The 25,672-nt window shown below is 71.1% G+C and carries 22 protein-coding genes; 8 read left to right on the top strand and 14 right to left on the bottom strand.

From position 1 onward, the window contains the following. Positions 1–224 precede the first annotated feature (224 nt). From OH804_RS03285 to OH804_RS03275, 3 genes are all read right to left on the bottom strand, one after another. Positions 225–1,145, bottom strand: a complete 921-nt coding sequence (locus tag OH804_RS03285; protein ID WP_406062642.1) for a RimK family alpha-L-glutamate ligase — start codon at positions 1,143–1,145, stop codon at positions 225–227. A 14-nt stretch (positions 1,146–1,159) separates the two neighbouring features. Next, on the bottom strand, positions 1,160–1,495 hold the full coding sequence (locus OH804_RS03280) for a hypothetical protein (protein WP_406062640.1): 336 nt from the start codon (positions 1,493–1,495) through the stop codon (positions 1,160–1,162). Positions 1,496–1,925: 430 nt separating this feature from the next. After that, a complete protein-coding gene (locus tag OH804_RS03275; RefSeq protein WP_196924416.1) occupies positions 1,926–2,879 on the bottom strand; it encodes a heme o synthase in 954 nt (317 codons plus the stop codon). A gap of 266 nt (positions 2,880–3,145) precedes the next feature. On the opposite strand from OH804_RS03275, the gene tkt reads away from it, so the two are divergent. The 6 genes from tkt (at position 3,146) to pgl (ending at position 11,611) form a co-directional block, all read left to right on the top strand. Then, complete coding sequence (gene tkt / locus OH804_RS03270) at positions 3,146–5,284, top strand: transketolase (protein WP_406062638.1); 2,139 nt, start codon at positions 3,146–3,148, stop codon at positions 5,282–5,284. 15 nt (positions 5,285–5,299) lie between these two features. After that, positions 5,300–6,478, top strand: a complete 1,179-nt coding sequence (gene tal / locus OH804_RS03265) for a transaldolase (RefSeq protein WP_406062636.1) — start codon at positions 5,300–5,302, stop codon at positions 6,476–6,478. Beyond that, positions 6,475–8,124 carry a glucose-6-phosphate isomerase gene (locus tag OH804_RS03260; RefSeq protein ID WP_196924419.1) on the top strand — a complete coding sequence of 550 codons (1,650 nt, stop codon included), beginning with the start codon at positions 6,475–6,477 and terminating at the stop codon, positions 8,122–8,124. Before tal ends, OH804_RS03260 begins: the two co-directional genes overlap by 4 nt. 2 nt (positions 8,125–8,126) lie before the next feature. After that, positions 8,127–9,683 (top strand): glucose-6-phosphate dehydrogenase, encoded by a 1,557-nt coding sequence (gene zwf, locus OH804_RS03255; RefSeq protein WP_406062634.1) that lies wholly within the window; start codon positions 8,127–8,129, stop codon positions 9,681–9,683. Then, positions 9,680–10,696 (top strand): glucose-6-phosphate dehydrogenase assembly protein OpcA, encoded by a 1,017-nt coding sequence (locus tag OH804_RS03250; protein WP_196924421.1) that lies wholly within the window; start codon positions 9,680–9,682, stop codon positions 10,694–10,696. Before zwf ends, OH804_RS03250 begins: the two co-directional genes overlap by 4 nt. A 144-nt stretch (positions 10,697–10,840) precedes the next feature. Continuing rightward, positions 10,841–11,611, top strand: coding sequence for a 6-phosphogluconolactonase (gene pgl / locus OH804_RS03245; protein WP_406062632.1), 771 nt, complete (start codon positions 10,841–10,843; stop codon positions 11,609–11,611). Positions 11,612–11,628: 17 nt separating this feature from the next. Here the strand turns inward: pgl and OH804_RS03240 are convergent, their stop codons facing one another. The 8 genes from OH804_RS03240 to rapZ all read right to left on the bottom strand — a co-directional run bounded on the left by OH804_RS03240 (position 11,629) and on the right by rapZ (position 18,729). Further along, positions 11,629–11,970, bottom strand: coding sequence for an RNA polymerase-binding protein RbpA (locus OH804_RS03240; protein ID WP_196924423.1), 342 nt, complete (start codon positions 11,968–11,970; stop codon positions 11,629–11,631). 140 nt (positions 11,971–12,110) lie between these two features. Beyond that, on the bottom strand, positions 12,111–12,371 hold the full coding sequence (gene secG / locus OH804_RS03235) for a preprotein translocase subunit SecG (protein ID WP_196924424.1): 261 nt from the start codon (positions 12,369–12,371) through the stop codon (positions 12,111–12,113). A 96-nt stretch (positions 12,372–12,467) separates the two neighbouring features. Then, positions 12,468–13,259 carry a triose-phosphate isomerase gene (gene tpiA, locus OH804_RS03230; RefSeq protein WP_406062630.1) on the bottom strand — a complete coding sequence of 264 codons (792 nt, stop codon included), beginning with the start codon at positions 13,257–13,259 and terminating at the stop codon, positions 12,468–12,470. Then, complete coding sequence (locus OH804_RS03225; RefSeq protein WP_091403664.1) at positions 13,260–14,459, bottom strand: phosphoglycerate kinase; 1,200 nt, start codon at positions 14,457–14,459, stop codon at positions 13,260–13,262. It lies immediately after the preceding gene. Continuing rightward, positions 14,456–15,460: a type I glyceraldehyde-3-phosphate dehydrogenase gene (gene gap / locus OH804_RS03220; protein ID WP_124853956.1), complete on the bottom strand. Its 1,005-nt coding sequence runs from the start codon at positions 15,458–15,460 to the stop codon at positions 14,456–14,458. The genes OH804_RS03225 and gap overlap by 4 nt, the downstream gene beginning before the upstream one ends. 267 nt (positions 15,461–15,727) lie before the next feature. Then, entirely contained in the window at positions 15,728–16,708 is a 981-nt protein-coding gene (gene whiA / locus OH804_RS03215; RefSeq protein ID WP_053656981.1) for a DNA-binding protein WhiA, read from the bottom strand. A gap of 54 nt (positions 16,709–16,762) precedes the next feature. Further along, positions 16,763–17,830, bottom strand: a complete 1,068-nt coding sequence (locus tag OH804_RS03210; protein ID WP_406062628.1) for a 2-phospho-L-lactate transferase CofD family protein — start codon at positions 17,828–17,830, stop codon at positions 16,763–16,765. Further along, positions 17,827–18,729 (bottom strand): RNase adapter RapZ, encoded by a 903-nt coding sequence (gene rapZ / locus OH804_RS03205; protein ID WP_406066403.1) that lies wholly within the window; start codon positions 18,727–18,729, stop codon positions 17,827–17,829. The genes OH804_RS03210 and rapZ overlap by 4 nt, the downstream gene beginning before the upstream one ends. Positions 18,730–18,982: 253 nt before the next feature. On the opposite strand from rapZ, the gene OH804_RS03200 reads away from it, so the two are divergent. Both OH804_RS03200 and recQ read left to right on the top strand, forming a co-directional pair. After that, on the top strand, positions 18,983–19,327 hold the full coding sequence (locus tag OH804_RS03200; RefSeq protein ID WP_091403656.1) for a hypothetical protein: 345 nt from the start codon (positions 18,983–18,985) through the stop codon (positions 19,325–19,327). 76 nt (positions 19,328–19,403) lie between these two features. Continuing rightward, positions 19,404–21,248, top strand: coding sequence for a DNA helicase RecQ (gene recQ, locus OH804_RS03195; RefSeq protein WP_406062626.1), 1,845 nt, complete (start codon positions 19,404–19,406; stop codon positions 21,246–21,248). A gap of 61 nt (positions 21,249–21,309) precedes the next feature. Here recQ and OH804_RS03190 read toward each other — a convergent pair whose 3' ends face one another. The 3 genes from OH804_RS03190 to OH804_RS03180 all read right to left on the bottom strand — a co-directional run bounded on the left by OH804_RS03190 (position 21,310) and on the right by OH804_RS03180 (position 25,664). Then, positions 21,310–21,972, bottom strand: a complete 663-nt coding sequence (locus OH804_RS03190; protein WP_196919247.1) for a C39 family peptidase — start codon at positions 21,970–21,972, stop codon at positions 21,310–21,312. A gap of 934 nt (positions 21,973–22,906) precedes the next feature. After that, on the bottom strand, positions 22,907–24,991 hold the full coding sequence (gene uvrC, locus OH804_RS03185; protein WP_406062624.1) for an excinuclease ABC subunit UvrC: 2,085 nt from the start codon (positions 24,989–24,991) through the stop codon (positions 22,907–22,909). A gap of 187 nt (positions 24,992–25,178) precedes the next feature. Continuing rightward, positions 25,179–25,664 (bottom strand): Rieske (2Fe-2S) protein, encoded by a 486-nt coding sequence (locus OH804_RS03180; RefSeq protein ID WP_406062622.1) that lies wholly within the window; start codon positions 25,662–25,664, stop codon positions 25,179–25,181. Positions 25,665–25,672 lie beyond the last annotated feature (8 nt).

Here is a 25,672-nt window from a genome sequence, read left to right as displayed (position 1 = left end):
ACCATCCCCGATGTTGCGCGGATCTTGACGACGCACAGCGCGCCCGAGAGACCGGGGACGGAGTTCGGGGCGCCCACGGCCGCCAAGATCGTGCTCGGACCAGGTTCTAGTGGCCTCGGCGCAGCGCCGACACCACTAGAACCAGGATGTTGCGCGATCTTCGCGGTGGCGCGGTCGCGCGTCACCCCCCGAGGCCGTTCTGGGGTGAGGTTCGTTGTGGGAGGTCAGGCGGCGCGGGCCAGGTGGGTGGTGATCGCGGTGGCGAGGCGGTCCGGGGCTCCGTCCGCGTACCCGATGAAGAGGGACGGCTCGGTCAGCTCCAGCTCGACCAGGACCGGCTCGCCGTCCGGGCCGGGGATCAGGTCGACCCGGGCGTAGAGCAGCTGTCGGGTGCCGCCGGGCACCGTCGCGAGGGTCTGCTCGGCCACCGCCAGCTGTTCGGGGCGGGCGGTGCGGGCGGTGATCTCTTCGGCCTTGTAGAGCCCGTCCGGGCCGAGATCCGGCCCAGACAGCATCGGGCCCTTGCGGATCGCGTGGCTGAACGCGAGCCCGTCCGGGCCGGCCAGGAAGAGCAGTGCCGTCTCGCCCTCGGTGTCGACGGCGCGCAGGTACGGCTGGACCATGGTCACCCGGCCGGCCTCGGAGAGCCGGCGGACGTGCGCGGCGGCCAGGTCCCGGTGTTCGGGGTCGGCCAGGTCGTACCGGCCGGTGTCCTGGCTGCCGGCGCTGACGGCGGGCTTGAGCACGTACTCGCCGGTCTCGGCAGGCAGTTGCCAGCTCTCCCCCGGCTCGATCCACGACGTCGGCACGGTCGGCACCCCGGCGGCGGTCAGCTCGGCGAGGTAGCGCTTGTCGGTGTTCCAGCGGACCACGTCGGCCGGGTTGACCAGCATGGGCACGGTGGCCGCCCAGGACACGAACTCGTCGCGGCGCAGCGCGTAGTCCCAGGGTGAGCGGAGCACGACCAGGTCGTAGGACGGCCAGTCGACGTCGGGGTCGTCCCAGACGACGGTGTGGACGGCGACGCCACGGGCGGCGAGCGGGGCGAGGACCAGCCGGTCGTCCGGGTCGAGGTCGGCCAGGTCGGCGCAGGTGACGAGAGCGACCCGGGGTTCCCCCCGGGTCGACTGGTGATGTGTGGTCAATTCAGGTGTCTGTTTCAGCGGGCCATCGTGCGCCGGGCCATCGACCGCCAGAGGTCGTTGCTCGGACGCATCTGGTCCATCAGTTCACGCTCCCAGGCGTTCTCGACGGTGACTCCCGCCTTGGCGCACGCCTCCCGGGCGGTGACGGTGTCGTCGGCGAACTGGTCGCCCCACTCGCCGTCGGAGCCCACCAGGACGATCCGCGCGCCACGCTTGCCGACGTACTCGATGACCGCCGTCGCGCCGCCGTGTCCGGCCGCGAACGCCTTGAGGCCCGCGACCAGGCCTTGGGGCGCCTGCTCGCCGGCGGTCTGCTCGGCCGTCAGCGTCGTATCGGAACCATCTGCCATAACGCGAAGCCTAAGCAGAGTTGCACCCTGCCGGGTGAGAACCATGAACGTTTTGTGATGCCAATTACCTACAGGTTTAAGGACGACCACAGGTTTGCTGTCCGCTTATATGCGGACTTTTACGCTCAAAGCACGTCGGCAAATCTCCCCCGAACTACCCCAGGTTGAGCCGATCCGACTCATGCCGAAAGTTACTCTGATGTGACGTTAAACCCGGACAACTCATCCACGTCCATGATTAGTCGGGAGATCATCGGCGCGATTCGCCGTCGATGGCTCCGCGCATCACCCGACCGCGGTCCCCCGCGCATCAGCCGACGGGCGGCGCGGGGGCCGACAAGCGGAGCCGCGGCGCGGAAGCCGGCGGCCAGCGAAGCCGCGGACCGGAGGCGCATCGCACCAAGCACCAGGGGCGCCAGAGCGGGGCGGGTCAGATCAGCGCGTCGAGCGCGACGGCCACGAAGACGATCGTCAGGTACGTGGTCGACCAGTGGAACAGCCGCATCGGCTTGACCGCCTCGCCGCGCGTCGCACGCCGGCAGAGCCGGTGTGCCTCGACCACGAAGATGGCACCCACCACCAGGGTCGGCACCCCGTAGATCGCGCTGAGCCCCAGCGGCCAGACGGCCAGGGAGGTGAGCACGGTGAGCCACGCGAAGATCAGGATCTCGGCGTTCACCCGGCGGATCGAGGCCACCACCGGCAGCATCGGGATGCCGGCGCGGGCGTAGTCGTCCTTGTACTTCATGGCGAGCGGGTAGAAGTGCGGCATCTGCCAGAAGAAGACCACGGCGAAGAGGCCCCAGGCGGCCGGCGCCAGCGAGCCGGTCACCGCCGCCCACCCGATCAGCACCGGTGCCGCCCCGCAGGCGCCGCCCCAGAAGGTGTTCGTCGGGGTGGAGCGCTTGAGCCACAGGGTGTAGACGAGGTCGTAGTAGGCGATCGCGGCGAGGGTCAGCCCGGCGGCCAGCAGGTTGGTGAACGCCGCCATCAGGGCGACCGACACCGCCGCCAGCACCAGACCGAAGATCAACGCGCTTCGCGGCGACACCGTGTGCGCCGGCAGCGGCCGACGCTTGGTACGCCGCATCAGCTGGTCGATGTCCCGGTCGATGTAGCAGTTGAGGACGCTGGCCGCGCCGGCGGCGAGCGAACCGCCGATCAGCACGATGGCCATCAGCCACAGCGACGGCAGCCCGCCCTCGGCGAGCATCATCGCCGGGATGGTGGTGACCAGCAGCAACTCGACGATCCGCGGCTTGGTGAGCGCCACGTACGCCGAGAGGACAGCGCGTACGTCCCGCCGGGCCACCGGGCCCTCGGCCGCCCGCGCCGGGTGTTGCCCGGCCGGGTTGCTCGCGGGGCGCTCGGTGATCATGCTCACGGATTGCCACCTTCCGGCATCGGGCACGGGGAGATCGGATTGGCCGGGACCGCTCGGGTCCGCATACCGCCCCACACACTACGCGTCGTCGTTTTGGCTGCCCGGCCGACCCGACAACGGTGCGGGCCGTCACACCACCGGGTTGAACCGAGCATCCGGATGGTCACGTAGCGCACACCATGCACAGATCCCCGGGCGCACGTTTACGGACGCTCGATAAGGTCATCGGTGAGGGTTCCGCCCATCTGCCGAGGAGCACAACCATCGTGGCTGTTAAACGACCCGAGCACTCCGCACTGAACTGGTCCGACCTCGATCGCCGGGCCGTAGACACCGTCCGCGTGCTGGCCATGGACGCCGTAGAGAAATCCGGCAACGGTCACCCGGGCACCGCGATGAGCCTCGCGCCCGCGGCGTACCTCCTCTTCAACCGCGTGATGCGGCACAACCCGGCCGACCCGAACTGGCCCGGCCGTGACCGGTTCGTGCTCTCCGCCGGGCACTCCAGCCTGACGCTCTACATCCAGCTGTTCCTCTCCGGTTACCCGCTGAGCCTGGACGACCTGAAGTCGCTGCGGCAGTGGGGCTCGCAGACGCCGGGGCACCCCGAGCACGGGCACACGCCGGGCGTGGAGACCACCACCGGCCCGCTCGGGCAGGGTCTGGGCAACGCGGTCGGCATGGCCATGGCGGCCCGCCGCGAGCGCGGCCTGTTCGACCCGGAGGCCGAGCTCGGCGCGTCGGTCTTCGACCACGACATCTGGTGCATCGTCTCCGACGGTGACATCGAGGAGGGCATCAGCCACGAGGCCAGCGCCCTCGCCGGGCACCAGCAGCTGGGCAACCTCACGGTGATCTACGACGACAACGAGATCTCCATCGAGGACGACACCCGGATCGCCAAGAGCGAGGACGTGGCCGCCCGCTACGAGGCGTACGGCTGGCACGTGCAGACCGTCGACTGGCGCAGCGGTGACGCCGACCAGGGCGACTACCACGAGGACGCCGAGGCGCTGTACGCGGCGCTGGTGGCCGCCCGGGCAGAGACCGCCCGCCCCTCCTTCATCGCGCTGCGCACCATCATCGGCTGGCCCGCGCCCAACAAGCAGAACACCGGCAAGATCCACGGTTCGGCGCTCGGCGCCGACGAGGTGAAGGCCACCAAGCGGATCCTCGACTTCGACCCGGAGCAGACCTTCCAGGTCGACGAGGAGGTGCTCAGCCACGCCCGCATGGTGATGGGCCGCGGCTCCGACGCCCAGCAGGAGTGGACCACCGCGTTCGACGCCTGGAAGAAGGCCAACCCGGAGCGCACCGCGCTCTACGAGCGGCTGGCTGGTCGCGTACTCCCCGACGGCTGGACCGACGCATTGCCGGTCTTCCCCGCGGACGCCAAGGGTGTCGCCACCCGGGCCGCCTCCGGCAAGGTGCTGGAGGCGCTGGCGCCGGTGCTCCCGGAGCTGTGGGGCGGCTCGGCCGACCTGGCCGAGAGCAACAACACCACAATGAAGGGCGAGCCGTCGTTCATCCCGGCCGCGCACGCCACCAAGGACTTCCCCGGCCACGAGTACGGCCGCACGCTGCACTTCGGCATCCGTGAGCACGCCATGGGCGCGATCCTCAACGGCATCGCCCTGCACGGCGGCACCCGCCCGTACGGCGGCACGTTCCTGGTCTTCAGCGACTACATGCGTCCGTCGGTGCGGCTGGCCGCGCTGATGAAGCTGCCGGTGACCTACGTCTGGACGCACGACTCGATCGGCCTCGGCGAGGACGGCCCGACCCACCAGCCGGTGGAGCACCTCACCGCGCTGCGCGCCATCCCGGGCCTGGACGTGGTCCGTCCGGCGGACGCCAACGAGACCGCCTGGGCCTGGCGCCAGGCGCTGGAGCACACCGACCGGCCCACCGCGCTGGCGCTGAGCCGTCAGCCGCTGCCGACCATGGACCGCGACGTCCTGGGCAGCGCCGAGGGCGTGGCCAAGGGTGGGTACGTGCTGGCCGAGGCGTCCAACGGCAAGCCTCAGGTGATCATCGTCGGCACCGGGTCCGAGGTGCAGCTCTGCCTGACCGCCCGGGAGCGGCTGGAGGCCGACGGCACCCCGACCCGGGTCGTCTCGATGCCCTGCCAGGAGTGGTTCTACGAGCAGGACGAGGCGTACCGGGAGTCGGTGCTCCCGCGCGGGGTAAAGGCACGGGTGAGCGTGGAGGCGGGCATCGCGATGTCCTGGCGCGGCATCGTCGGTGACCTGGGCGAGAGCGTGAGCCTGGAGCACTACGGAGCGAGCGCCCCGCACACCGTGCTCTTCGAGCAGTTCGGGTTCACCCCCGACCGGATCGTGGCGGCAGCACACGCCTCGCTGGCCCGGGTGGGCGACATCACCGGTTTCACGACCGGCAACTGAGGGAGCGTGGATGGCATGACGGACAAGCTGAATGAGCTCACCGCCGCGGGTGTGGCGGTCTGGCTCGACGATCTTTCCCGGGTGCGTTTGAGCTCTGGCGGGCTGGACAAGCTCCGCCGCGAGAAGCACGTGGCCGGCGTCACCACCAACCCGACGATCTTCGCGAAGGCGCTGAGCGACGCCGACGAGTACAACTGGCAACTGCACGACCTCGCCGTCCGTGGCGTCGAGGTCGAGGAGTCGGTGCGCATGCTCACCACGTACGACGTGCGGTGGGCCTGCGACGTGATGCGCCCGTCGTACGACGGCAGCGACGGTGTCGACGGCCGGGTCTCCATCGAGGTGGACCCCCGGCTGGCCCACGAGAGCGACCGGACGGTGGCCGAGGCCAAGGCCCTGTGGTGGCTCGTGGACCGCCCCAACCTCTACATCAAGATCCCGGCCACCGAGGCCGGCCTCCCGGCGATCACCGCCACCCTGGCCGAGGGGATCAGCGTCAACGTCACGCTGATCTTCGGCCTGGACCGCTACTCGGCGGTCATGGAGGCGTTCCTGGCCGGTCTGGAGCAGGCCAAGGCGAACGGCCACGACCTGTCCAAGATCGGTTCGGTGGCGTCGTTCTTCGTCTCCCGGGTCGACTCCGAGGTCGACAAGCGGCTGGAGAAGGTCGGCTCCGACCAGGCGAAGGCCCTCAAGGGCAAGGCCGCCATCGCCAACGCGCAGCTGGCGTACGAGCGCTACACCGAGGTGTTCTCCTCCGACCGTTGGAAGGCGCTCGCCGCCGCAGGCGCGCACCCGCAGCGGCCGCTGTGGGCGTCCACCTCGACGAAGAACCCGGACTACCGGGACGTCATCTACGTCGAGGAACTGATCGCCCCCGGCACTGTCAACACCATGCCGGAGTCGGTCATCCACGCGTACGCCGATCACGGCGAGACCCGCGGCGACACCATCACCGGCTCCTACGACGCGGCCCGGAAGGTCTTCGCCGACCTGGAGTCGGTCGGGGTCGACATGGACGACGTGATCGTCACCCTTGAGCGCGAGGGCGTGGAGAAGTTCGAGGCCAGCTGGCAGGAGCTTCTCGACGGCGTCCGCAAGTCCCTGGAGGCGGCGGCCAAGGGCAAGGGTGCCCCGAACAAGGCCGCCAAGGGCAACGCCAAGGCCGCCGAGAAGGCTGGGGGTAACGCATGAGCGACCTGCTCGCTGGGCCGGTGGAGGCAGCCGCCGGGCTCGCCGTGTACGGCGCGGACGCGGTCGACAAGGCCGCGCCCGCCTCGACCCGGGACGCGCTGGTCAAGGCCGGCGTTCCGGGCAAGCTGGCGGGCAAGGACGCGAGCCTGTGGGGCCCGGACGCCGAGGCCGAGGCGAAGGTCCGGCTGGGCTGGGTGGACACCCACCGGCGCAGCCGTGAGCTGCTCGTGCAGTTGGCCGAGCTGACCGCCGAGCTGGCCGACCTGGATCACGTGGTGCTCGCCGGCATGGGCGGCTCCTCGCTCGCGCCCGAGGTGATCACCCGGACGCTGGGTCGCCCGCTGACAGTGCTGGACACCACCGACCCGGGCCAGGTCCGGGCGGCGCTCGGTGACCGACTGGAGCGCACCGTCGTGGTGGTGGCGAGCAAGTCCGGGTCGACGGTGGAGACCGACAGCCACCGGCGCGCCTACTGGCAGGCGTTCCTGGACGCCGGGATGACCGAGGCGGAGGCCGGACGGCACTTCGTCATCGTCACCGACCCGGGTTCGCCGCTGGAGACCACTGCGGCCGAGATGGGCGCGTTCACAGTGCTCGCCGACCCGAACGTGGGCGGCCGGTACTCGGCGCTGACGGCGTTCGGTCTGGTGCCCTCGGCTCTGGCCGGGGTCGAGGTCGCGGAACTGCTCGACCAGGCGGACGCGCTGGCCACGTCGCTCGGCGCGGACCAGAACAACCCGGCGCTGGCGCTGGGCGCTGCCCTGGGCGCCGCAGCCACGCTGGCCCGGGACAAGGTCGCCCTGGTCTCCGACGGCACCGGCATCGACGGGCTCGGCGACTGGGCCGAGCAGCTGATCGCCGAGTCGACAGGCAAGGCCGGGGTGGGCATCCTGCCGGTGGTCGTGGAGTCCCCGCAGAGCCCCGGCGCCACCGGCGCGGACGTGCTGACCGTCAGCTACGGCGGCGCGCTGGCTCCCGGTGACGTGCCGGGCGGCGGCGCCGCCCCGGACGTGGCCGTCAACGGCCCGCTGGGGGCACAGTTCCTGGCCTGGGAGTACGCCACCGCGGTGGCCGGGGTGGTGCTCGGCATCGACCCGTTCAACCAGCCGAACGTCACCGAGTCCAAGGAGAACACCAACAAGATCCTGGCCTCGGGCCTGCCGGCGGAGACGCCGTCGTTCACCGAGGGCGCGATCGAGGTGTACGCCCCGCAGGGCGCTCCCGAGGACCTGGCCGGTGTGCTGCGTTGGCTGCTCGACGGGCTGGGCGACGACGGTTACCTCGCGGTGATGGCGTACCTCGACCGGTTCGCCGACGCCGACGCGGCCCGGCTGCGGCCGCTGCTGGCCCAGGCGGGTGGCCGGCCGGTCACCTTCGGTTGGGGTCCCCGGTTCCTGCACTCGACGGGCCAGTACCACAAGGGCGGCCCGCAGGTGGGCAGCTACCTCCAGGTGACCGGCGCGGTCGCCGAGGATCTGGCCGTGCCGGGCAAGCCGTACACCTTCGGTGAGCTCCAGGCGGCGCAGGCCGCCGGGGACCGGCAGGCTCTCGCCGGTCGGGAGCGGCCGCTGCTGCGGTTGCACCTGACCGACCGGGCCGCCGGTGTCGCCCAACTACTGGACGCGGCCGGTGATCTGCGGGCGTGAGGATGGACGACGTGACTGAAGCGGAGCGAGGAGGTGGTGGCTCGGTGAACCCGCTGCGCGACCCGCAGGACCGCCGGTTGCCCCGGATCCCGGAGCCCTGCGCTCTGGTGATCTTCGGGGTGACCGGCGACCTGGCCCGCAAGAAGCTGCTCCCTGCGGTCTACGACCTGGCCAACCGGGGGCTGCTACCGCCGGGCTTCGTGGTGCTCGGTTTCGCGCGCCGCGACTGGGGTGACGGCGACTTCGAGACGTTGGCCTGCGAGGCTGCCCGCAAGCACGCCCGTACCCCCTGGCGGGACGAGGTGTGGGCGCGGCTGGCCGGCAACATCAAGTTCGTCGGCGGCTCGTTCGACGACGACACCGCCTTCGACCAACTCGCCTCGACGCTGGACGACCTGCGCCAGACCCACGGCATCGCCGGCAACGCGGCGTTCTACTTCTCCATCCCGCCAGCCGCGTTCCCCGTCGTGCTCAAGCAGCTGGCCCGCACCGGGATGGCCGACAACGACAAGTCCGGCGGTTGGCGCCGGGTCGTGGTGGAGAAGCCGTTCGGCAACGACCTGCCGTCGGCGAAGGCACTCAACGACCTCGTCGACGACGTGTTCACCCGGCAGGACGTCTTCCGGATCGACCACTACCTGGGCAAGGAGACGGTTCAGAACATCCTCGCCCTGCGGTTCGCCAACAACCTGTTCGAGCCGCTGTGGAACTCCAAGTACGTCGACTCGGTGCAGATCACCATGGCGGAGGACGTCGGCATCGGCACCCGCGCCGGCTTCTACGACACCGTCGGCACCGCCCGTGACGTGCTGCAGAACCACCTGCTCCAACTCCTCGCCCTAGTGGCGATGGAGGAACCGACAAGCTTCGACGCCGACGAGATCCGGGCCGAGAAGTTGAAGGTGCTCAAGGCCATCACCCTGCCCAAGGACGTCGCCCGGGACACCGTCCGCGGTCAGTACCTGCCCGGCTGGGTCGGCGGCGAACGCGCGGTCGGTTACCTGGATGAGCGGGACGTCCCCGCCGGCTCCACCACCGAGACGTACGTGGCGGTGCGGTTGGGCATCCAGAACCGCCGCTGGGCGGAGGTGCCGTTCTACATCCGGGCCGGCAAGCGACTGCCCCGGCGGGTCACCGAGGTCGCCATCATGTTCAAGAAGGCGCCGCACCTGCCGTTCAACGACGCCGACATGGAGTCGCTGGGCAACAATCAGCTGGTCATCCGGGTGCAGCCGGACGAGGGCGTGGTGCTCAAGTTCGGCTCGAAGGTGCCGGGCACGACCATGGAGGTCCGCGACATCGCGATGGACTTCCAGTACGGCGAGGCGTTCACCGAGTCCAGCCCCGAGGCGTACGAGCGGCTGGTGCTGGACGTGCTGATCGGTGACCGCACCCTGTTCCCGGACGCGGCCGAGGTCGAGCAGAGCTGGCAGGTGATCGACCCCCTGGAGCACGCCTGGGAGGGCACCACCCCGGAGCCGTACCGGGCCGGCGAGTGGGGCCCGCGGGCCTCCGACGAGATGCTGGCCCGCGAGGGCCGCGCCTGGAGACGAGCATGATCGGGCTGTGGGACACCACCGGCAACGAGGTGGTCAAGGCGCTCGCCGCCGAGCGGCGCAGCGCTGGCGGGGTGGCCAGCGGCATGGCGCTCACCCTCATCGTGGTCGTGGACGAGAAGCGGGTGCGGGAGGCGGAGGCGGCGGCGACGATCGCCGCGGCCGCCCACCCGTGCCGGCTCCTGGTGGTGGTGCGCTCGGAGATCGAGCGGGACCGCAACCGACTGGACGCGGAGATCGTGGTGGGTGGCCGGCTCGGCCCCTGCGAGGCGGTGGTCACCCGGATGTACGGCCGGTTGTCCCTGCACGCCGAGTCGGTAGTGATGCCGCTGCTCGTCCCGGACGTACCGGTGGTGACCTGGTGGCACGGCGAGCCGCCGGCGGAGATCGCGACCGACTTCCTCGGGGTGGTGGCCGACCGGAGGATCACCGACTCCGCGCAGGCCGCCGACCCGGTGGAGGCGCTGCGGCAGCGGGCCCGGGACTACGCCCCGGGCGACACCGACCTGGCGTGGACCCGGATCACCCCGTGGCGCACCCTGGTCGCCGGGGCGTTCGACACCACCAGCGCCCAGGTCACCGAGGCGACCATCGTCGCGCCGGCCACCGACCCGACGGCGGCGCTGATGGCCGGTTGGCTGTCCAGCCGGCTCGGCATCACCCCACGACGGGTGGACAGCAACGAGTTCCCGCGGATGCGGGAGGTGCAGCTCAGCTGCGCCAACGGCGACCAGCTGACGCTGACCCGCGAGGACAGCATGGCGGTGTTCCGGCGGACCGGCCAGGACGACAGGGCCCTGCCGTTGGTCCGCCGCCCGCTCGGCGACGAACTGGCCGAGGAGCTGCGCCGTCTGGACGCCGACCAGGTGTACGCGGAGGCGCTGGGCGCGACGGTCGGGCTGCGCGGGCTGGAGCAGCGCCCCCCGCAGCGGGTCCACGTCTGGAAGGATCCGGCCACCGCGCAGCGCGCCGAGGCCGGGGTCACCGCGCACGTCGGCACGAGCGGCGAGGGCTGAGCCCAGCCGGGGCAGCACGTCGGGCAGGGCCGGTACGCGCCGGCCCTGCCCCGCACCCTCCGGGGTTCTCCGTCCCACCACCTCGGGCACACCGCCCCGGGCACGACAGCGACCGCACCGCGGTCGGGAAACGAAGGCGCAACCATGAGTGAGGCGAGTGTCGCCGTCCACGCCGACGCCGACCTGCTGGCGCAGGCCGTGGCGGCCCGGTTGCTGGTGAAGCTGCTCGACGCTCAGGCCGACCGGGGCGAAGCCTCGGTGGTGCTCACCGGAGGTCGGGTCGCCGCGGCCGTGTACCGGGCGGTGGCGACGCTGCCGGCCCGCGACGCGGTGGACTGGTCCCGGGTCGACGTGTGGTGGGGCGACGAACGGTTCCTGCCCGCCGGTGACCCGGACCGCAACGAGACCCAGGCGCGGGCCGCCCTGCTGGACGTGGTGCCGCTGGACCCGGCCCGGGTGCACCCGATGCCGGCCACGGACGGCCCGGCCGGCAACGACCCCGAGGCGGCCGCTGCCGCGTACGCGGAGGAGCTGGCCCGTGCCGCCCGGCCCGGGCACGCCACCCTGCCGCACTTCGACGTGCTGATGCTGGGCGTCGGCGAGGACGGCCACGTGGCCTCGGTCTTCCCCGAGCACCCGGTCAGCTACGAGACCCGGCCGGTCAGCGCGGTGCGGGGCAGCCCCAAGCCGCCGCCGACGCGGACCACCCTCACCCTGGCGGCGATCAACACCGCCGAGGAGATCTGGCTGGTGGCCGCCGGCGCCGACAAGGCTCGCGCGGTGGGTATGGCGTTGGCCGGCGCCGGGCCGGTGCAGTTGCCTGCGGCCGGCGTGCGGGGCGTGGGCCGCACCCGCTGGCTGCTGGACCGGGCGGCGGCAGTAGACGTGCCCGCCCGGCTGCGTAGCCTGCGCTGAGCGTGAGGGGGAGCCCGCTACTCGCCGCGTCGACGTCGTAGTGCGGCGAGCGCCTCGGCGAGCAGGGCCTCCCCCTCCTCGGCGGTACGCCGCTCCTTCACGTACGCCAGGTGGCTCTTGTACGGTTCGGCGCGGACCCGGCCCGGCGGGTTCTGGGCGTCCCGACCGGCGGGTAGACCGCAGCGGGGGCAGTCCCACAGGGCTGGCGGTTCGACGTCCGCGGCGATCCGGATGTCGACCCGGTGGTCGTTACGGCACCAGTAGCTGACGTCCTGTCGGGGGGCGGGTTGGTGCCGCTCGTCCGGGCGCATCGGTGCGGATCCGACCCGGGCTCCCCGGATAACGTTGCCATTCGGCACGGCTGCTCGCTCCTGTCGTCGGAGGGGACCCGCCGTCTTCGGGGGTGGAGCGGCGGGCGACGCGGTGCAGCGGAGAAAAGCCTGCGCGCGGCCCGTCGAGTGACGGACCGCGCGCAGATTGTACGACTTACTGAGCCTGCTCAGGTGACGCTGTTCATCTGGAGGCGCAGCCAGAGCCCGAGCCCGATGATCGCGGCGAACCAGACGACGCTCACCAGAACGGTGTAGCGGTCCAGGTTCTTCTCCGCGACCGAGGAGCCTGCGAGGCTGGAGCTGACGCCACCGCCGAACATGCTCGACAGACCGCCGCCCTTGCCGCGGTGCAGCAGGATCAGCAGGGTGAGCAGAATGCTCGTGATGACCAGCAACACGATCAACGTGTATGCGAACCAGATCGGCATGGCTGGGGTCAGTTCCTCTCGTAGCGATCCTCGCCCGGTCTGATCGGGCACGGCGGCACCGACCGGCGGACGGGCGGTGTCAAGGATACCGAGCGATCAGCGGGCGAGGTGCTCCGGGAACCGGCAGATCTGAGCGAATTCCTCCGCGTCCAGGCTGGCGCCCCCCACCAGGCCCCCGTCCACGTCCGATTGCGCCATGATCGAGGCAATGTTGGACGCCTTGACCGAGCCGCCGTAGAGGACCCGCACCTGGTCGGCGGTCTCCTGGTCGAAGCGTTCCGCCAGCCGCTGACGGACCGCCCCGCAGACCTCCTGGGCGTCCTCCGGCGTCGCGGTCTTGCCCGTGCCGATCGCCCAGACCGGCTCGTACGCGATCACGACCTGCCGCACCTGCTCGGGGGTGAGCCCGGCGAGGCCCCCGTCGAGCTGGTCGGAGCAGTGCGCCACGTGGGTGCCCTGCTCGCGGATGTCCAGCCCCTCCCCCACGCAGAGGATCGGCGTCAGGCCGTGCGTCAGCGCCGCCTTGACCTTGGCGTTGACCAGCGCGTCGTCCTCGTTGTGGTAGGCCCGCCGCTCGGAGTGCCCGACCACCACGTACGTGCAGCCGAGCTTGGCCAGCATCGGCCCGGAGATGTCCCCGGTGTACGCGCCGGACGCGTGCGGGGAGAGGTCCTGCCCGCCGTAGCCGATCAGCAGCTTGTCCCCGTCCACAGCGGTCTGCACGGTGCGCAGGTCGGTGAAGGGCGGCAGCACGACCGTCTCGACGGCCGTGAGCTGCTTCTCGGTGAGGCTGGCCGCCAGCTTCTGCACCAGCAGGTTGGCCTCGAGGTGGTTGAGGTTCATCTTCCAGTTGCCGGCCATCAGCGGCCGGCGGGTGGTGCTCGACATTCAGTTCTCCAGGGCCGCGATGCCGGGGAGGGTCTTGCCCTCGAGGTATTCCAGGGAGGCGCCACCACCGGTGGAGATGTGCCCGAAGGACGACTCGTCCAGCCCCAGGGCACGGACCGCCGCCGCGCTGTCACCGCCGCCGACGACACTGAACGCGTCGGCCTTGGTGATCGCCTCGGCGATCCCCCGGGTGCCCGCCGCGAAGGCCGGCATCTCGAACACGCCCATCGGGCCGTTCCAGAAGATCGTCTTCGCCTGGGACAGCGCGGCGCTGAAGCCCGCCACCGTCTCCGGGCCGACATCCAGGCCGAGCCGGTGACTCGGGATGCCGTCGACCCGGACCGTGTCGTGCGCCGCGTCCGGAGCGAACGCGTCCGCGACCACCACGTCGACCGGAAGCATGATCTTGCCGCCGGACCGCTCCAGCAGGTTGCGGCAGGTCTCGACCATGTCCTTCTCCAGCAGCGAGGTGCCCACCTCCAGGCCCTGGGCCTTGAGGAAGGTGAAGCACATCCCGCCACCGATGAGCAGCCGGTCGACCGTCGGCAGCAGAGCCTCGATCACGGCGAGCTTGTCGGACACCTTCGACCCACCGAGCACCACCACGTACGGGCGCTCGGGGTCACCGGTGAGCTTGGAGAGCACCTCGACCTCACGCAGCACCAGCCGACCCGCGACGTGCGGCAACCGGGCCGGCACGTCGAAGACGCTGGCGTGCTTGCGGTGCACGGCACCGAACGCGTCGTCCACGTACGCGTCACCGAACGCGGCGAGCTGGTCGGCGAAGGCACCCCGCTCGGCCTCGTCCTTGCTGGTCTCACCGGCGTTGAAGCGCAGGTTCTCCAGCAGGGCGACCTGACCGTCGGCCAGGTCGGCGACTGTGGAGCGGGCGGAGTCACCGACGGTGTCGGTGGCGAAGTGCACCGGCGCGCCGAGCAGCTCACCGAGCCGCCCGGCGACCGGGCCCAGGCTGAACTGCGGGTCCGGAGCGCCCTTCGGGCGGCCCAGGTGCGAGCAGACGACCACCTTCGCGCCGGCCTCGACCAGCGCGCCGAGAGTCGGCAGCACCGCGCGGATCCGGCCGTCATCGGTGATGGCACCGGTCTGCTTGTCGAGCGGGACGTTCAGGTCGGCGCGCACCAGCACGCGCCGACCCGACACCCCCTCGGCGAGCAGGTCGTCGAGGGTCCGGATGCTCACAGCGACGAACCGACCAGCTTGACGAGGTCGACCAGCCGGTTGGAGTAGCCCCACTCGTTGTCGTACCAGCCGACGACCTTGACCTGGTTGCCGACGACCTTGGTCAGCGGCGCGTCGAAGATGCACGACGCCGGGTCGGTCACGATGTCGGTGGAGACGATCGGGTCCTCGTTGTAGACCAGGATGCCCTTGAGCGGGCCGTCCGCGGCGGCCTTCAGCGCAGCGTTGACCTCGTCCACGGTGGTCTCGCGACCCACGTTGACGGTGAGGTCGGTGACCGAGCCGGTCGGGATCGGCACCCGCAGGGCGTACCCGTCGAGCTTGCCCTTGAGGTCCGGCAGGACCAGGCCGATCGCCTTGGCGGCGCCGGTCGAGGTCGGGACGATGTTCAGCGCGGCGGCGCGGGCCCGACGCAGGTCCGAGTGCGGCGCGTCCTGGAGGTTCTGGTCCTGGGTGTACGCGTGGATCGTCGTCATCAGACCGTGCTGGATGCCGAACGTGTCGTGCAGGACCTTCGCCATCGGGGCGAGGCAGTTCGTGGTGCACGAGGCGTTGGAGATGATGGTGTGCTTCGCCGGGTCGTAGGTGTCGTGGTTGACACCCATGACGACGGTGACGTCCTCGTTCTTCGCCGGGGCGGAGATGATGACCTTCTTGGCCCCGCCGTCGACGTGCGCCTTGGCCTTGGTGGCGTCGGTGAAGAAGCCGGTCGACTCGATGACGACGTCGGCGCCGACCTCGCCCCACGGCAGCTTCGACGGGTCCTTCTCGGCGTACGCCTTGATGGTCTTGCCACCGACGGTGATCTCGTCGGCGGTGGCCTTGACCTCGTAGGGCAGGCGACCGAGGATGCTGTCGTACTTGAGCAGGTGGGCGAGCGTGGCGTTGTCGGTAAGGTCGTTCACCGCCACGACCTCGATGTCGGCGTCAGACGCCAGCACTGCCCGGAAGAAGTTACGGCCGATTCGGCCAAAGCCGTTGATGCCAACCCGGATGGTCACAGGTCCCATCTCCTCGCGTTCTGGTCCGCCGGCTTCAGACAACGGGCCGGCGGGAATGGTGTGCGCCGACCGTTGGAGCCGGCCGTCGACGGTTCATCTCGGCCACCCCGCCGCGCGGTCTGAGGACCTGACCGCCCGAGGCGGTGGGGCACGACGAGGAATGCCGGTGTCGGCCCCCTTGCCGTACGCAGCGACCCTATCCGAGCGCGCGAGACCACGCTGCGCCGGGTCGTGCTCCCGGACGCACCGTGCGGCCCCACCGTCCTATCAGACCACGAGCATGTCGGGCGTGACGGCTGCTTCCGTATCCGGGATGCCAAGGTCGCGGGCCCGCTTGTCGGCCAACGCCAGGAGCCGGCGGATCCGCCCCGCGATGGCGTCCTTGGTCAGCGGCGGCTCGGCCAGCGCCCCCAACTCCTCCAGCGACGCCTGCCGGTGCTCCAGGCGCAGCCGACCGGCGTCGGTCAGGTGGTTGGGCGCCTCGTCGGCGAGGATCTCCAGCGCACGGGTGACCCGGGCGGCGGCGGCGACCGCTGCCCGCGCCGAACGGCGCAGGTTGGCGTCGTCGAAGTTGGCGAGCCGGTTGGCGGTGGCCCGCACCTCGCGGCGTACCCGACGCTCCTCCCAGGCCAGCACGCTGGAGTGCGCGCCGATCCGGGTGAGCAGCGCGGCGATCGCGTCACCGTCCTTGACGACCACCCGGTCCACCCCGCGTACCTCGCGGTTCTTCGCGGTGATGCCGATCCGGCGGGCCGCCCCGACCAGCGCCAACGCCGACTCCGGCCCCGGGCAGGTGATCTCCAGCGCGCTGGAGCGACCCGGCTCGGTGAGCGAGCCGTGAGCCATGAACGCGCCCCGCCACGCGGAAACCGCGCAGCAGACGTTGGCCGCCACCACGTGCGGGGGCAGCCCGCGCACGGGGCGACCCCGCACGTCGAGCAGACCGGTCTGCCGCGCCAGGGCCTCGCCGTCCTTGACCACCCGCACGATGAAGTGGCTGCCCTTGCGCAGCCCACCGGAGGCCAGCACGTGGATCTCGCTGGGGTAGCCGTAGACCTCGGCGACCTCCCGGCGCAGCCGCCGGGCGACCGCCCCGGTGTCCAGTTCAGCCTCCACCACCACGCGGCCGGAGACGATGTGCAGCCCGCCAGCGAAGCGCAGCAGTGCGGCCATCTCCGCCCGTCGGCAGCAGGGCTTGGGCACGTCGACCCGACTCAGCTCGTCCTTGACCGCGGCCGTCATCGCCATTGTGCGTCCCCTCACGGACCTGTTCCGGCGTGTCGCCGGAGATTACGTACGTGTCTAACGATCGGCGCCCAGGACAGGCACCAGCGCGGCGCCCAGGGCAGCCGGATCATGGCGGGGAGTCCCGTCGACAACGGCGACGGGGGCGAGGACCAGGCGGGCACCCAGCGATTCTGCCGCACGTTCGACCGGTTCGGGGTCACCCACCGCCTTGGCATCGGCGAGCACAAGATCCACCTTGAGCTCGGGCAGGTACCAGTGCAGCGCCGCGAGATGGTCGGCGACGGAGAGCCCGAGGGTCTCCTTCTCCGCGGCGAGGTTCAGCGTGACCAGCCGCCGGGCCGAGGTGGACACGATCGCGTCGGCCAGTTGCGGCACCAGCAGGTGCGGAAGCACGCTGGTGTACCAGCTGCCCGGCCCGAAGATCAACCAGTCGGCCGCCCGGATCGCCTCGATGGCCTCGGCGCAGGCCGGTGGGGCGCTCGGGGTGAGACGCAGCGACTCGACCCGCCCGGTGGTGACGGCCACCTGGTGCTGGCCACTCACAGTGCGCACCTCGTCGGGGGCGGCCGGGTCGGCACCGCGTACCCGCGCCTCGATGCCGACCGGTTGGCGGGACATCGGCAACACCCTGCCGACCGCGCCGAGCATCGCGCCGGCGTGCTCCAGCGCGGCCACCGGGTCGCCGAGCAGCTCCATCAGGCCGCAGAGCACCAGGTTGCCCACCGCGTGACCGGTCAGACCGTCGGTGCCGGCCGACGCTCCGTCGGTGCCCCGCCGGGCCGCGCCGTCGCGGTCCGGACCGTCGCCCGCCGCCGGGCCCGGCTCGGTCGCTCCAGCTTCGGGTACGCCCACGGGTACGGCGGCGAAGCGGTGCTGGAACAGCCCGGCGCTGCGCCGGGTGGCCGGGTGGTCCCCGGCCAACGCCACCAGGGCCTGGCGCAGGTCTCCCGGGGGCAGGCCGCCCCGCTCGGCCCGCAGCCGGCCACTGGAGCCGCCGTCGTCCCCCACAGTGACCACAGCGGTGATGTCGAGGTCGAGTTCGGGAGCGCAGTGGCGCAGCGCACGCAACGAGGCGGACAGCCCGTGCCCGCCGCCGAACGCCACCACCCGCCGGGCCGTCATTCCCGCCCCAGGTCGCGGTGCTGGGCGTTCGCCGCCAGCCCGGAGTGACGCAGCCGGCTGGCCAACTCCTCGGCGATGGCCACGCTGCGGTGCTTGCCGCCGGTGCAGCCCACGGCGACAGTGAGGTAGCGCTTGCCCTCCCGCTCGAAGCCGGTCGTGGTGGCGTTGACCAGGTCGGCGTACGAGGCCACGAAGGCGTCCGCGCCCTCCTGACCCAGCACGTACGCGCTGACCGCCTCCTCCCGCCCGGTGTGTTCACGCAGCTCCGGCACCCAGTACGGGTTGGGCAGGAAGCGGGCGTCCAGCACGAAATCGGCGTCCGGCGGAAGGCCGTACTTGAAGCCGAACGACAGCACGGTCAGCCGCAGCCGGCGGGCGTCCTCGCCGCCGAACAACTCCTCGATGCGCCGTCGGAGCTGGTTGACGTTCAGGTGGCTGGTGTCGATGATCACGTCGGCCTGGTCGCGGGCCTCCTCCAGCAGACCGCGCTCCACGGCGATGCCGTCGGCCAGCCGCCCGTCACCCTGCAACGGGTGCGAACGCCGAACGCTCTCGAACCGCCGGATCAGCACCTCGTCGTCGGCGTCGACGAAGACCACCCGGGGCGAGAACCCGCGCTCCTTGAGCTCCCGGATCGCCCCGGCCAGGTCCGTCGAGAAGGCCCGCGACCGCACGTCCAGCACCATGGCGGTACGCCGGGCCGCGCCGCCCGCCTTGAACGCCAGCTCGGCCATGTCCAACATCAGAGCCTGCGGCAGGTTGTCCACGACGTAGTAGCCGACGTTCTCCAACGCCCGGGCGACAGTGCTGCGGCCACCCCCGGAGAGGCCGGTGACCACCACGAGGGTGGTCTCCGACTCGGCCGCCACCTGCTCGTCACCGGCATCCGGGCCGTCGATCCGGTCACCGGTTGTGCGCGCCTCGCTCACCCGTACCCCCAAGCCGTGGCGCCGCGGCCGCCCTCGGCCGCGATTGGTCAATCAGCGACTCTATCCCGCCACCGGGTCGCGACCCGGCACCCGTGGCCGGGCGGCGCCCGCTGACCTCTTCGACGGTCGCCCTCCCGACACCCGAGGGCACTTGATGACGATCAGTAGTTGTCAATACGCTCAACGTGATCGTCGCAGGTCAGACCGACATCTGGAGGGTGCGATGCACGACCTGGCGGACAAGAACAAGTACGTCGGTTTCCTGTTCATGCGGATCAGCCCCGAGTACTTCGCCCTCGGCCGCGAGGGCATCCACGAGATCTCCGCCGAGCACGCCCGCGACCTGGGCCGCTTCGCCAAGCAGCTCACCCACGTCGTCTGCACCGGGGTGAACGGCAAGTACGACCAGGTCACCATGGTCGAGGCCGACACCCTCGAGGAGATCAACGCGGCGGCCACCGCCTTCCGAATGGGCAACAAGGCCCGCTACATCGAGATCGTCGACATCGTGGTCGGGATGAAGGCCCCGCCACGCGGCCTGGCCAACCGGTCCAGCCAGCCCGGCTGACCGCGTCGCACGTCCGGTGCACCCGGCCCGGGTGCGCCGGACAGGCGCCGTCGGGGTGGGCTCGTAGACTCCCCGGATGGCCTCTCCCACCGACCTGCGTGCCGCCTCCGACGCCCTGGACGTGCTGGGCCGGGTCTTCGGCTACGACGCGTTCCGTGGTTTCCAGCAGGACGTGATCGACCATGTGGTCGCCGGCGGCGACGCGCTGGTGTTGATGCCCACCGGTGGTGGCAAGTCCCTGTGCTACCAGATCCCGGCCCTGGTCCGCGACGGGGTCGCCGTCGTCGTGTCCCCGCTGATCGCGCTCATGCAGGACCAGGTCGACGCCCTCACCGCGGTCGGCGTACGCGCCGGGTTCCTCAACTCGACCCAGACCCTGGACGCCCGGCGGCGGGTCGAGGCCGCCTTCGTCGCCGGCGAGCTGGACCTGCTCTACCTGGCCCCGGAGGCGCTCGGCGTCCGATCCACCCTCGCCCTGCTCGACCGGGGCCGCATCTCCCTGTTCGCGATCGACGAGGCGCACTGCGTGTCCCAGTGGGGGCACGACTTCCGCCCCGACTATCTCGCGCTGTCGATGCTGCACGAACGCTGGCCGCAGGTGCCCCGCATCGCCCTGACCGCCACCGCGACCAGCGCCACCCGCACCGAGATCGCGACCCGGCTCAAGCTGGACGACGCCCGGCACTTCGTGGCCAGCTTCGACCGGCCCAACATCCAGTACCGGATCGTGCCCAAGCGCGAGCCCCGCAAGCAGCTGCTGACCCTGCTGCGCGACGAGCACCCCGGCGACGCCGGCATCGTCTACTGCCTGTCCCGGGCCTCGGTCGACAAGACGGCGGAGTTCCTCACCGCCAACGGGGTCGCCGCCCTGCCGTACCACGCCGGGCTTGACGCGGGCACCCGCGCCGCCAACCAGCAGCGCTTCCTGCGGGAAGACGGCCTGGTCATGGTGGCCACCATCGCCTTCGGCATGGGCATCGACAAGCCCGACGTCCGGTTCGTCGCCCACCTCGACCTACCCAAGTCCGTCGAGGGCTACTACCAGGAAACCGGCCGCGCCGGCCGCGACGGCCTGCCGTCCACCGCCTGGCTGGCGTACGGGCTGCAGGACGTGGTCCAGCAACGCAAGATGATCGAGACGTCCGACGGCGACCTCGCCCACCGCCGCAACCTGGCCGCGCACCTGGACGCGATGCTGGCCCTCTGCGAGACGGTGCGCTGCCGACGGGTCCAACTGCTCGAATACTTCGGCGAGACGACGACCGCCGCCTGCGGCAACTGCGACACCTGCCTCACCCCACCGGAGTCCTGGGACGGCACCGTCCCCGCCCAGAAGTTGCTCTCCGCCGTCTTCCGGCTCGACCGCGAACGCAACCAACGCTTCGGCGCCGGGCACTGCATCGACATCCTGCTCGGCAAACAGACCGACAAGATCAGCCAGTACGGTCACGACTCGCTGACGGTATTCGGCATCGGCTCCGAGCTCAGCGAGGCCGAGTGGCGGGGCGTGGTCCGGCAACTGCTCGCCGAAGGGCTGCTCGCCGTGGAGGGCGACTACGGCACGCTGGCGCTCACCGAGGCGAGCGCCGACGTCCTCGGCCGCCGCCGCACTGTCACCCTGCGCCGTGAGCCGGAGAAGCCGGCGTCGAGCCGCTCATCGAAGCCGCGTGGCGCGTCCACAGTCGTGGCCGAGCTGACCCCGGCCGCCGCGTCACTGTTCGAGCGGCTGCGCGGCTGGCGCGCGACCACCGCCAAGGAGCAGGGCGTCCCGGCGTACGTGATCTTCCACGACGCCACGCTGCGACAGATCGCCAGCGACGCGCCCAGCACACTGGCCGAGCTGTCCCGGGTCAGCGGCGTCGGCGAGAACAAACTCGCCAAGTACGGCGAGCAGATCCTGGCCGTCCTCGCCACCGACTGACGTCATGCCGAAGGGCCGGACCCCGGTGGTGGGGTCCGGCCCTTCGTCGTGGTGCGGTGGGTCAGCTGGTGGCGTAGCCGCGGGTGGCGATCCAGTCCGCGAGGTGCTCGACGCTGATCCAGTAGGAGGCGGTGTTCGGGTCGGCGGAGTCGGCGATCTTCACCGTGTTGCCGTTGTCGCGGTAGCCGACGACGCTGATGTAGTGCCCGCCCTCGTAGGAGTGCACGCCGCCGTCGGTGTCGGTGCTGGTGCCGGCGATGTTCGCGACCACGGCCCGGCCGTCGTCGACGGTCTTGACGATGTCGGCGCGCAGGGTGTCGGTCTGCTTGGTGTTGGCGTCGGGGGTGCTGATCTCGACCGACCGGTAGGCGTCGTTCTTGCCGGTTTCCTTGTTCAGCACGGGGGTGATGTCGTTGATGGAGTTGGTGCCGGCCTCGGTGGTGCCCATTTCCTTGGCCATGTCATCGACGTTGATGTCCTTGCCCTGCACGGACAGGGCGTTACGGGTGGCGGCGGGGCCGCAGTAGTAGAAGTTCGGCTGCGCTTCGTAGCGCACACCGAGCTCGCGCTCGCCGTGGCCCTTGCGGTCGGTCTGGGTCTGGGTGGCCGGCTTGCCGGTGGTGGGGGCGGCGAAGGCGGTGGTGACGGGGCCGGCGATGGCGCCACCGGTGAACGCGAGGCCGGCAGCGGTCAGGGCGGTCTTACGGATCAGATCGGTACGCATGATGGCGTGCTCCTCTGCATCGGGGGTGCCCGCACAACCTCAGGGGGTGTGGTCGTGCGGGGGAAGCTTGTTGCCCGGCGACCCGCGAGGGGGGTCGGCGTCGGGACAGGGTGTAACGGTTGCCGGTGGCGGGTCATTCCGCCTACCTGCTGGGGGTCGGCCGTTGTGGTGCTCGGCCGCTGGCCGTTGTGGTGCTCGGCCGCTGGCCGTTGTGGTGCTCGGCCGTGCGGGGATGTAACCGGGGCGGCCTGCCGGATGTTCCCGGCGGCTACCGTGGCCCCACGACCCGGCGGTCGCGGTGGCATGCCAGGTATAACGACCCCGGCCGGCCCCCGATTCCACCGCCGGGGTGGCCCCGACCACCCGACAACCGGGGTCAAACCGGACAAGGCACCCAGCCGGCGAAACGGACCGGCGGTCAGGGCGGGGTGATCGACTCGGGTTCATTGAAAACGCGGCGTCCAGGTGCCGGGGATACCCCGACATCATGAAAGCCGAGTGGATCAAGCCGGTCTGCGCCGTTGGTGCACCCGGCCCGACCCGGCCCGACCCGGCCCGGCCCAAACCGACCCAGCCCCGAACCCACCGACCTGTCTGAAACCCACACCACGCCGCTCCGCCCCAAGATCCGCGCAACGTCGGTGAAAGTGCTGCCTCGGCACGCCGTGAGGCAGCACTTTCACCGATAGTGCGCAGATCGTGGACATGCCACACCCCGGGTGCAGATCGCCACCCCGGCGCGGAGCGCCACCCCGGGTGCAGATCGCCACGCGCGCAGGCCCACTTCGGGATAGAAACACCGCGCGAACCCAGCCCAAGATCGCGCTCGATCCAGGAAACAGGGCCTTCCCCATGCCACGAGGCCACTACAACAAGGATCGAGCACGATCATGCGGGGTCGCGACCACCCGACGAGGGCGAGCGCGAGCCGCGCTCAGGTGCTGGGCTTCGCCTCCGCGCCGTCGCCGGCCTTCGCCGTTGTGCCATCGCCGGCCTTCGCCGTTGTGCCATCGCCGGCCTTCGCCGTTGTGTCGTCGCCGGCCTTCGCCTCCGCGCCGTCGCCGGCCCTCGTGTCAGTGTCCAGGGCGGCCAGGATCGCCTCGGCGGTGCGCCGACCCACCCCCGGCACCTCGGTGATCTCTTCGACCGTCGCGGCCGAGAGTCGCTTGAGTGAGCCGAAGTGCCGCAGCAGCGCCTTGCGCCGCACCTCACCCAGGCCGGGTACGTGGTCCAGCGCCGACTCGGTCATCCGCTTGGAGCGGCGTTGCCGGTGGAAGGTGATGGCGAACCGGTGAGCCTCGTCGCGCACCCGTTGCAGCAGGTAGAGCCCCTCGGAGGTGCGCGGGAGGATGACCGGGAACTCGTCGTCCGGGAGCCACACCTCCTCCAGCCGCTTGGCGAGCCCGCACAGGGCCACGTCGTCGATGCCCAGGTCGGCGAGGGCCTGTGCGGCGGCCGCGACCTGTGGGGCGCCGCCGTCGACGACCACCAGCTGCGGCGGGTACGCGAATTTTCGGGGCCGGCCTGTGGTCGGGTCGATCAGGACACCGACCTGCGGATCGACGGCGCCTCCCGGGGCGGCCGAGTCGTCGGCCGACTCCACGCCCACCTCGCCCGTCTCGGCCCTGGCGTCCAGGTAGCGGGCGAAGCGGCGCCGGAGCACCTCGGACATCGCGGAGGGGTCGTCGGTGGCGCCCCGGACGATGAACCGCCGGTACTCGCTCTTGCGGGGCAGCCCGTCCTCGAAGACCACCATGCTGGCGACCACGTCGGTGCCCTGGATCTGGGAGATGTCGAAACACTCGATGCGCAGCGGCGAGGTGCTCATGCCCAGCGCCTCGCTGATCTCGTCCAGCGCCTTGCCCCGGGTGGTCAGGTCACCGGAGCGCTTCAGCTTGTGCCGGGCCAGCGCGTCCTTGGCGTTGCGCTCCACCGTCTCCATCAGGGAGCGCTTGTCGCCACGTTGCGGCACCCGCAGCGACACCCGACTGCCCCGGTGGTTGGAGAGCCATTCGGCCAGCGCGTCAGCGTCCGCGGGCAGCTCGGGCACCAGCAGTTCGCGAGGCACGTCGGCCTCACCGTGCTCGCCGCCGTACACCTGGGTGCAGAAGTGGTGCACCAGGTCCCCGGTGGTCAGATCCTCGGTCTTCTCCACCACCCAGCCGCGCTGGCCGCGGACCCGGCCGTCCCGGACGTGGAAGACCTGCACGGCCGCCTCGAGTGGGTCGTCTGCGAACGCGACGACGTCCGCGTCGGTGCCGTCGCCGAGCACCACTGTCTGCTTCTCCATGGCCCGGCGCAGTGCGGCCACGTCGTCGCGCAGCCGGGCGGCCCGCTCGAACTCCAGCTGCTCACTCGCCTCGGTCATCTCGCGTTCGATCTTGCGGACCATGGTGTCGGTGCGCCCGGCCATGAAGTCGCAGAACCCGTCGACGATGGCCCGGTGTTCGTCGGCGGAGACGGTGCCGACGCACGGCGCCGAGCACTTGCCGATGTAGCCCAGCAGGCAGGGACGACCGACCTGGCCGGCCCGCTTGAACACCCCGGCGGAGCACGTCCGCGCGGGGAACACCCGCAGCAGCAGGTCGAGGGTCTCCCGGATGGCCCAGGCGTGCGAGTAGGGGCCGAAGTACCGCACGCCCTTGCGCTTGGCGCCGCGCATCACCTGCAGCCGTGGGTACTCCTCGTCGAGGGTGACGGCGAGATAGGGGTACGACTTGTCGTCGCGGTAGCGGACGTTGAACCGCGGGTCGTACTGCTTGATCCAGGTGAACTCCTGCTGGAGCGCCTCGACCTCGGTGCCGACGGTGATCCAGTCCACCGACTCGGCGGTGGTGACCATCTGCCGGGTGCGCTCGTGCAGGTTCCAGACGTCGCCGAAGTAGGAGTTGAGTCGGCTGCGCAGATTTCGCGCCTTGCCGACGTAGATCACCCGGCCGGTGCCGTCGCGGAAGCGGTAGACCCCCGGTAGCTCCGGGATGGTGCCGGGTGCGGGACGGTAGGTCGAGGGGTCAGCCACGCCAACAAGCCTAGTCCGCAGCACCGACAGCCCACCGCAAGCGTGATCCACTCCGCGTCCGGGAAGTCGGGGTGCCGGCACACCGCAGACACCCCGACTTGCCGAAACGCGATTCGATAGTGCGGCGCCGGGCCGACCGGCCGGTCAGCGTCCGGCGGCGGGGCCAGCCCGCTGGCCCCGCGTCGGATCAGGCCAGCGAGATCTGGTCGCCGGTGACCTTGATGTTCTTCGGCGGCAGCGGCTTTGTGGCCGGGCCGCCCTTCACCGAGCCGTCCTCGATCGAGAACTTGCTGCCGTGGCAGGTGCAGTTGATGGTGCCGCCGTCGACGTTCGTCACCGGGCAGTTCTGGTGCGTACAGATCGGGCTGAAGCCCTTGAACTGGCCGGCCGTGGGCTGGGTGATGACCACACCTTCGGCGGCGAGGACCTTGCCGCCACCGACCGGGATGTCGGCGGTGGTGGCCAACGACTGGGAACCCTGGCGGTCGCCGCCGCCGGCGTCACCCGTGCTGGGCACGGCGGGGCCACCACTGGTGGGTGCGTCACTGCCGGTGCCGCCGTCGTCGCTGCCGCAGGCAGCCAGGACGACGGCCGCGCCGACCGCCCCGACGCCGGTGAGCAGGGTACGGCGTGTCTGCGTACCCGGACCGGTCAGCGCCTGATCGTCACTCATGCCTCGCC

The sequence above is a fragment of the Micromonospora sp. NBC_00860 genome (genome assembly GCF_045207375.1).
GTDB classification, from domain to species: Bacteria; Actinomycetota; Actinomycetes; order Mycobacteriales; family Micromonosporaceae; genus Micromonospora; species Micromonospora vinacea.
The sequence above is the reverse complement of the archived record's forward strand: the minus strand, read 5'-3'. Positions and strand labels throughout refer to the sequence as shown.

Bases quoted from the DNA above. Each gene is read 5' to 3' on its own strand.
- OH804_RS03280 (WP_406062640.1), bottom strand. From the start codon at position 1,495: ATGGCAGATGGTTCCGATACGACGCTGACGGCCGAGCAGACCGCCGGC.
- tal (WP_406062636.1), top strand. From the start codon at position 5,300: ATGACGGACAAGCTGAATGAGCTCACCGCCGCGGGTGTGGCGGTCTGG.
- OH804_RS03260 (WP_196924419.1), top strand. From the start codon at position 6,475: ATGAGCGACCTGCTCGCTGGGCCGGTGGAGGCAGCCGCCGGGCTCGCC.
- zwf (WP_406062634.1), top strand. From the start codon at position 8,127: ATGGACGACGTGACTGAAGCGGAGCGAGGAGGTGGTGGCTCGGTGAAC.
- OH804_RS03250 (WP_196924421.1), top strand. From the start codon at position 9,680: ATGATCGGGCTGTGGGACACCACCGGCAACGAGGTGGTCAAGGCGCTC.
- pgl (WP_406062632.1), top strand. From the start codon at position 10,841: ATGAGTGAGGCGAGTGTCGCCGTCCACGCCGACGCCGACCTGCTGGCG.
- secG (WP_196924424.1), bottom strand. From the start codon at position 12,371: ATGCCGATCTGGTTCGCATACACGTTGATCGTGTTGCTGGTCATCACG.
- tpiA (WP_406062630.1), bottom strand. From the start codon at position 13,259: ATGTCGAGCACCACCCGCCGGCCGCTGATGGCCGGCAACTGGAAGATG.
- whiA (WP_053656981.1), bottom strand. From the start codon at position 16,708: ATGGCGATGACGGCCGCGGTCAAGGACGAGCTGAGTCGGGTCGACGTG.
- OH804_RS03210 (WP_406062628.1), bottom strand. From the start codon at position 17,830: ATGACGGCCCGGCGGGTGGTGGCGTTCGGCGGCGGGCACGGGCTGTCC.
- OH804_RS03200 (WP_091403656.1), top strand. From the start codon at position 18,983: ATGCACGACCTGGCGGACAAGAACAAGTACGTCGGTTTCCTGTTCATG.
- recQ (WP_406062626.1), top strand. From the start codon at position 19,404: ATGGCCTCTCCCACCGACCTGCGTGCCGCCTCCGACGCCCTGGACGTG.
- OH804_RS03190 (WP_196919247.1), bottom strand. From the start codon at position 21,972: ATGCGTACCGATCTGATCCGTAAGACCGCCCTGACCGCTGCCGGCCTC.
- OH804_RS03180 (WP_406062622.1), bottom strand. From the start codon at position 25,664: ATGAGTGACGATCAGGCGCTGACCGGTCCGGGTACGCAGACACGCCGT.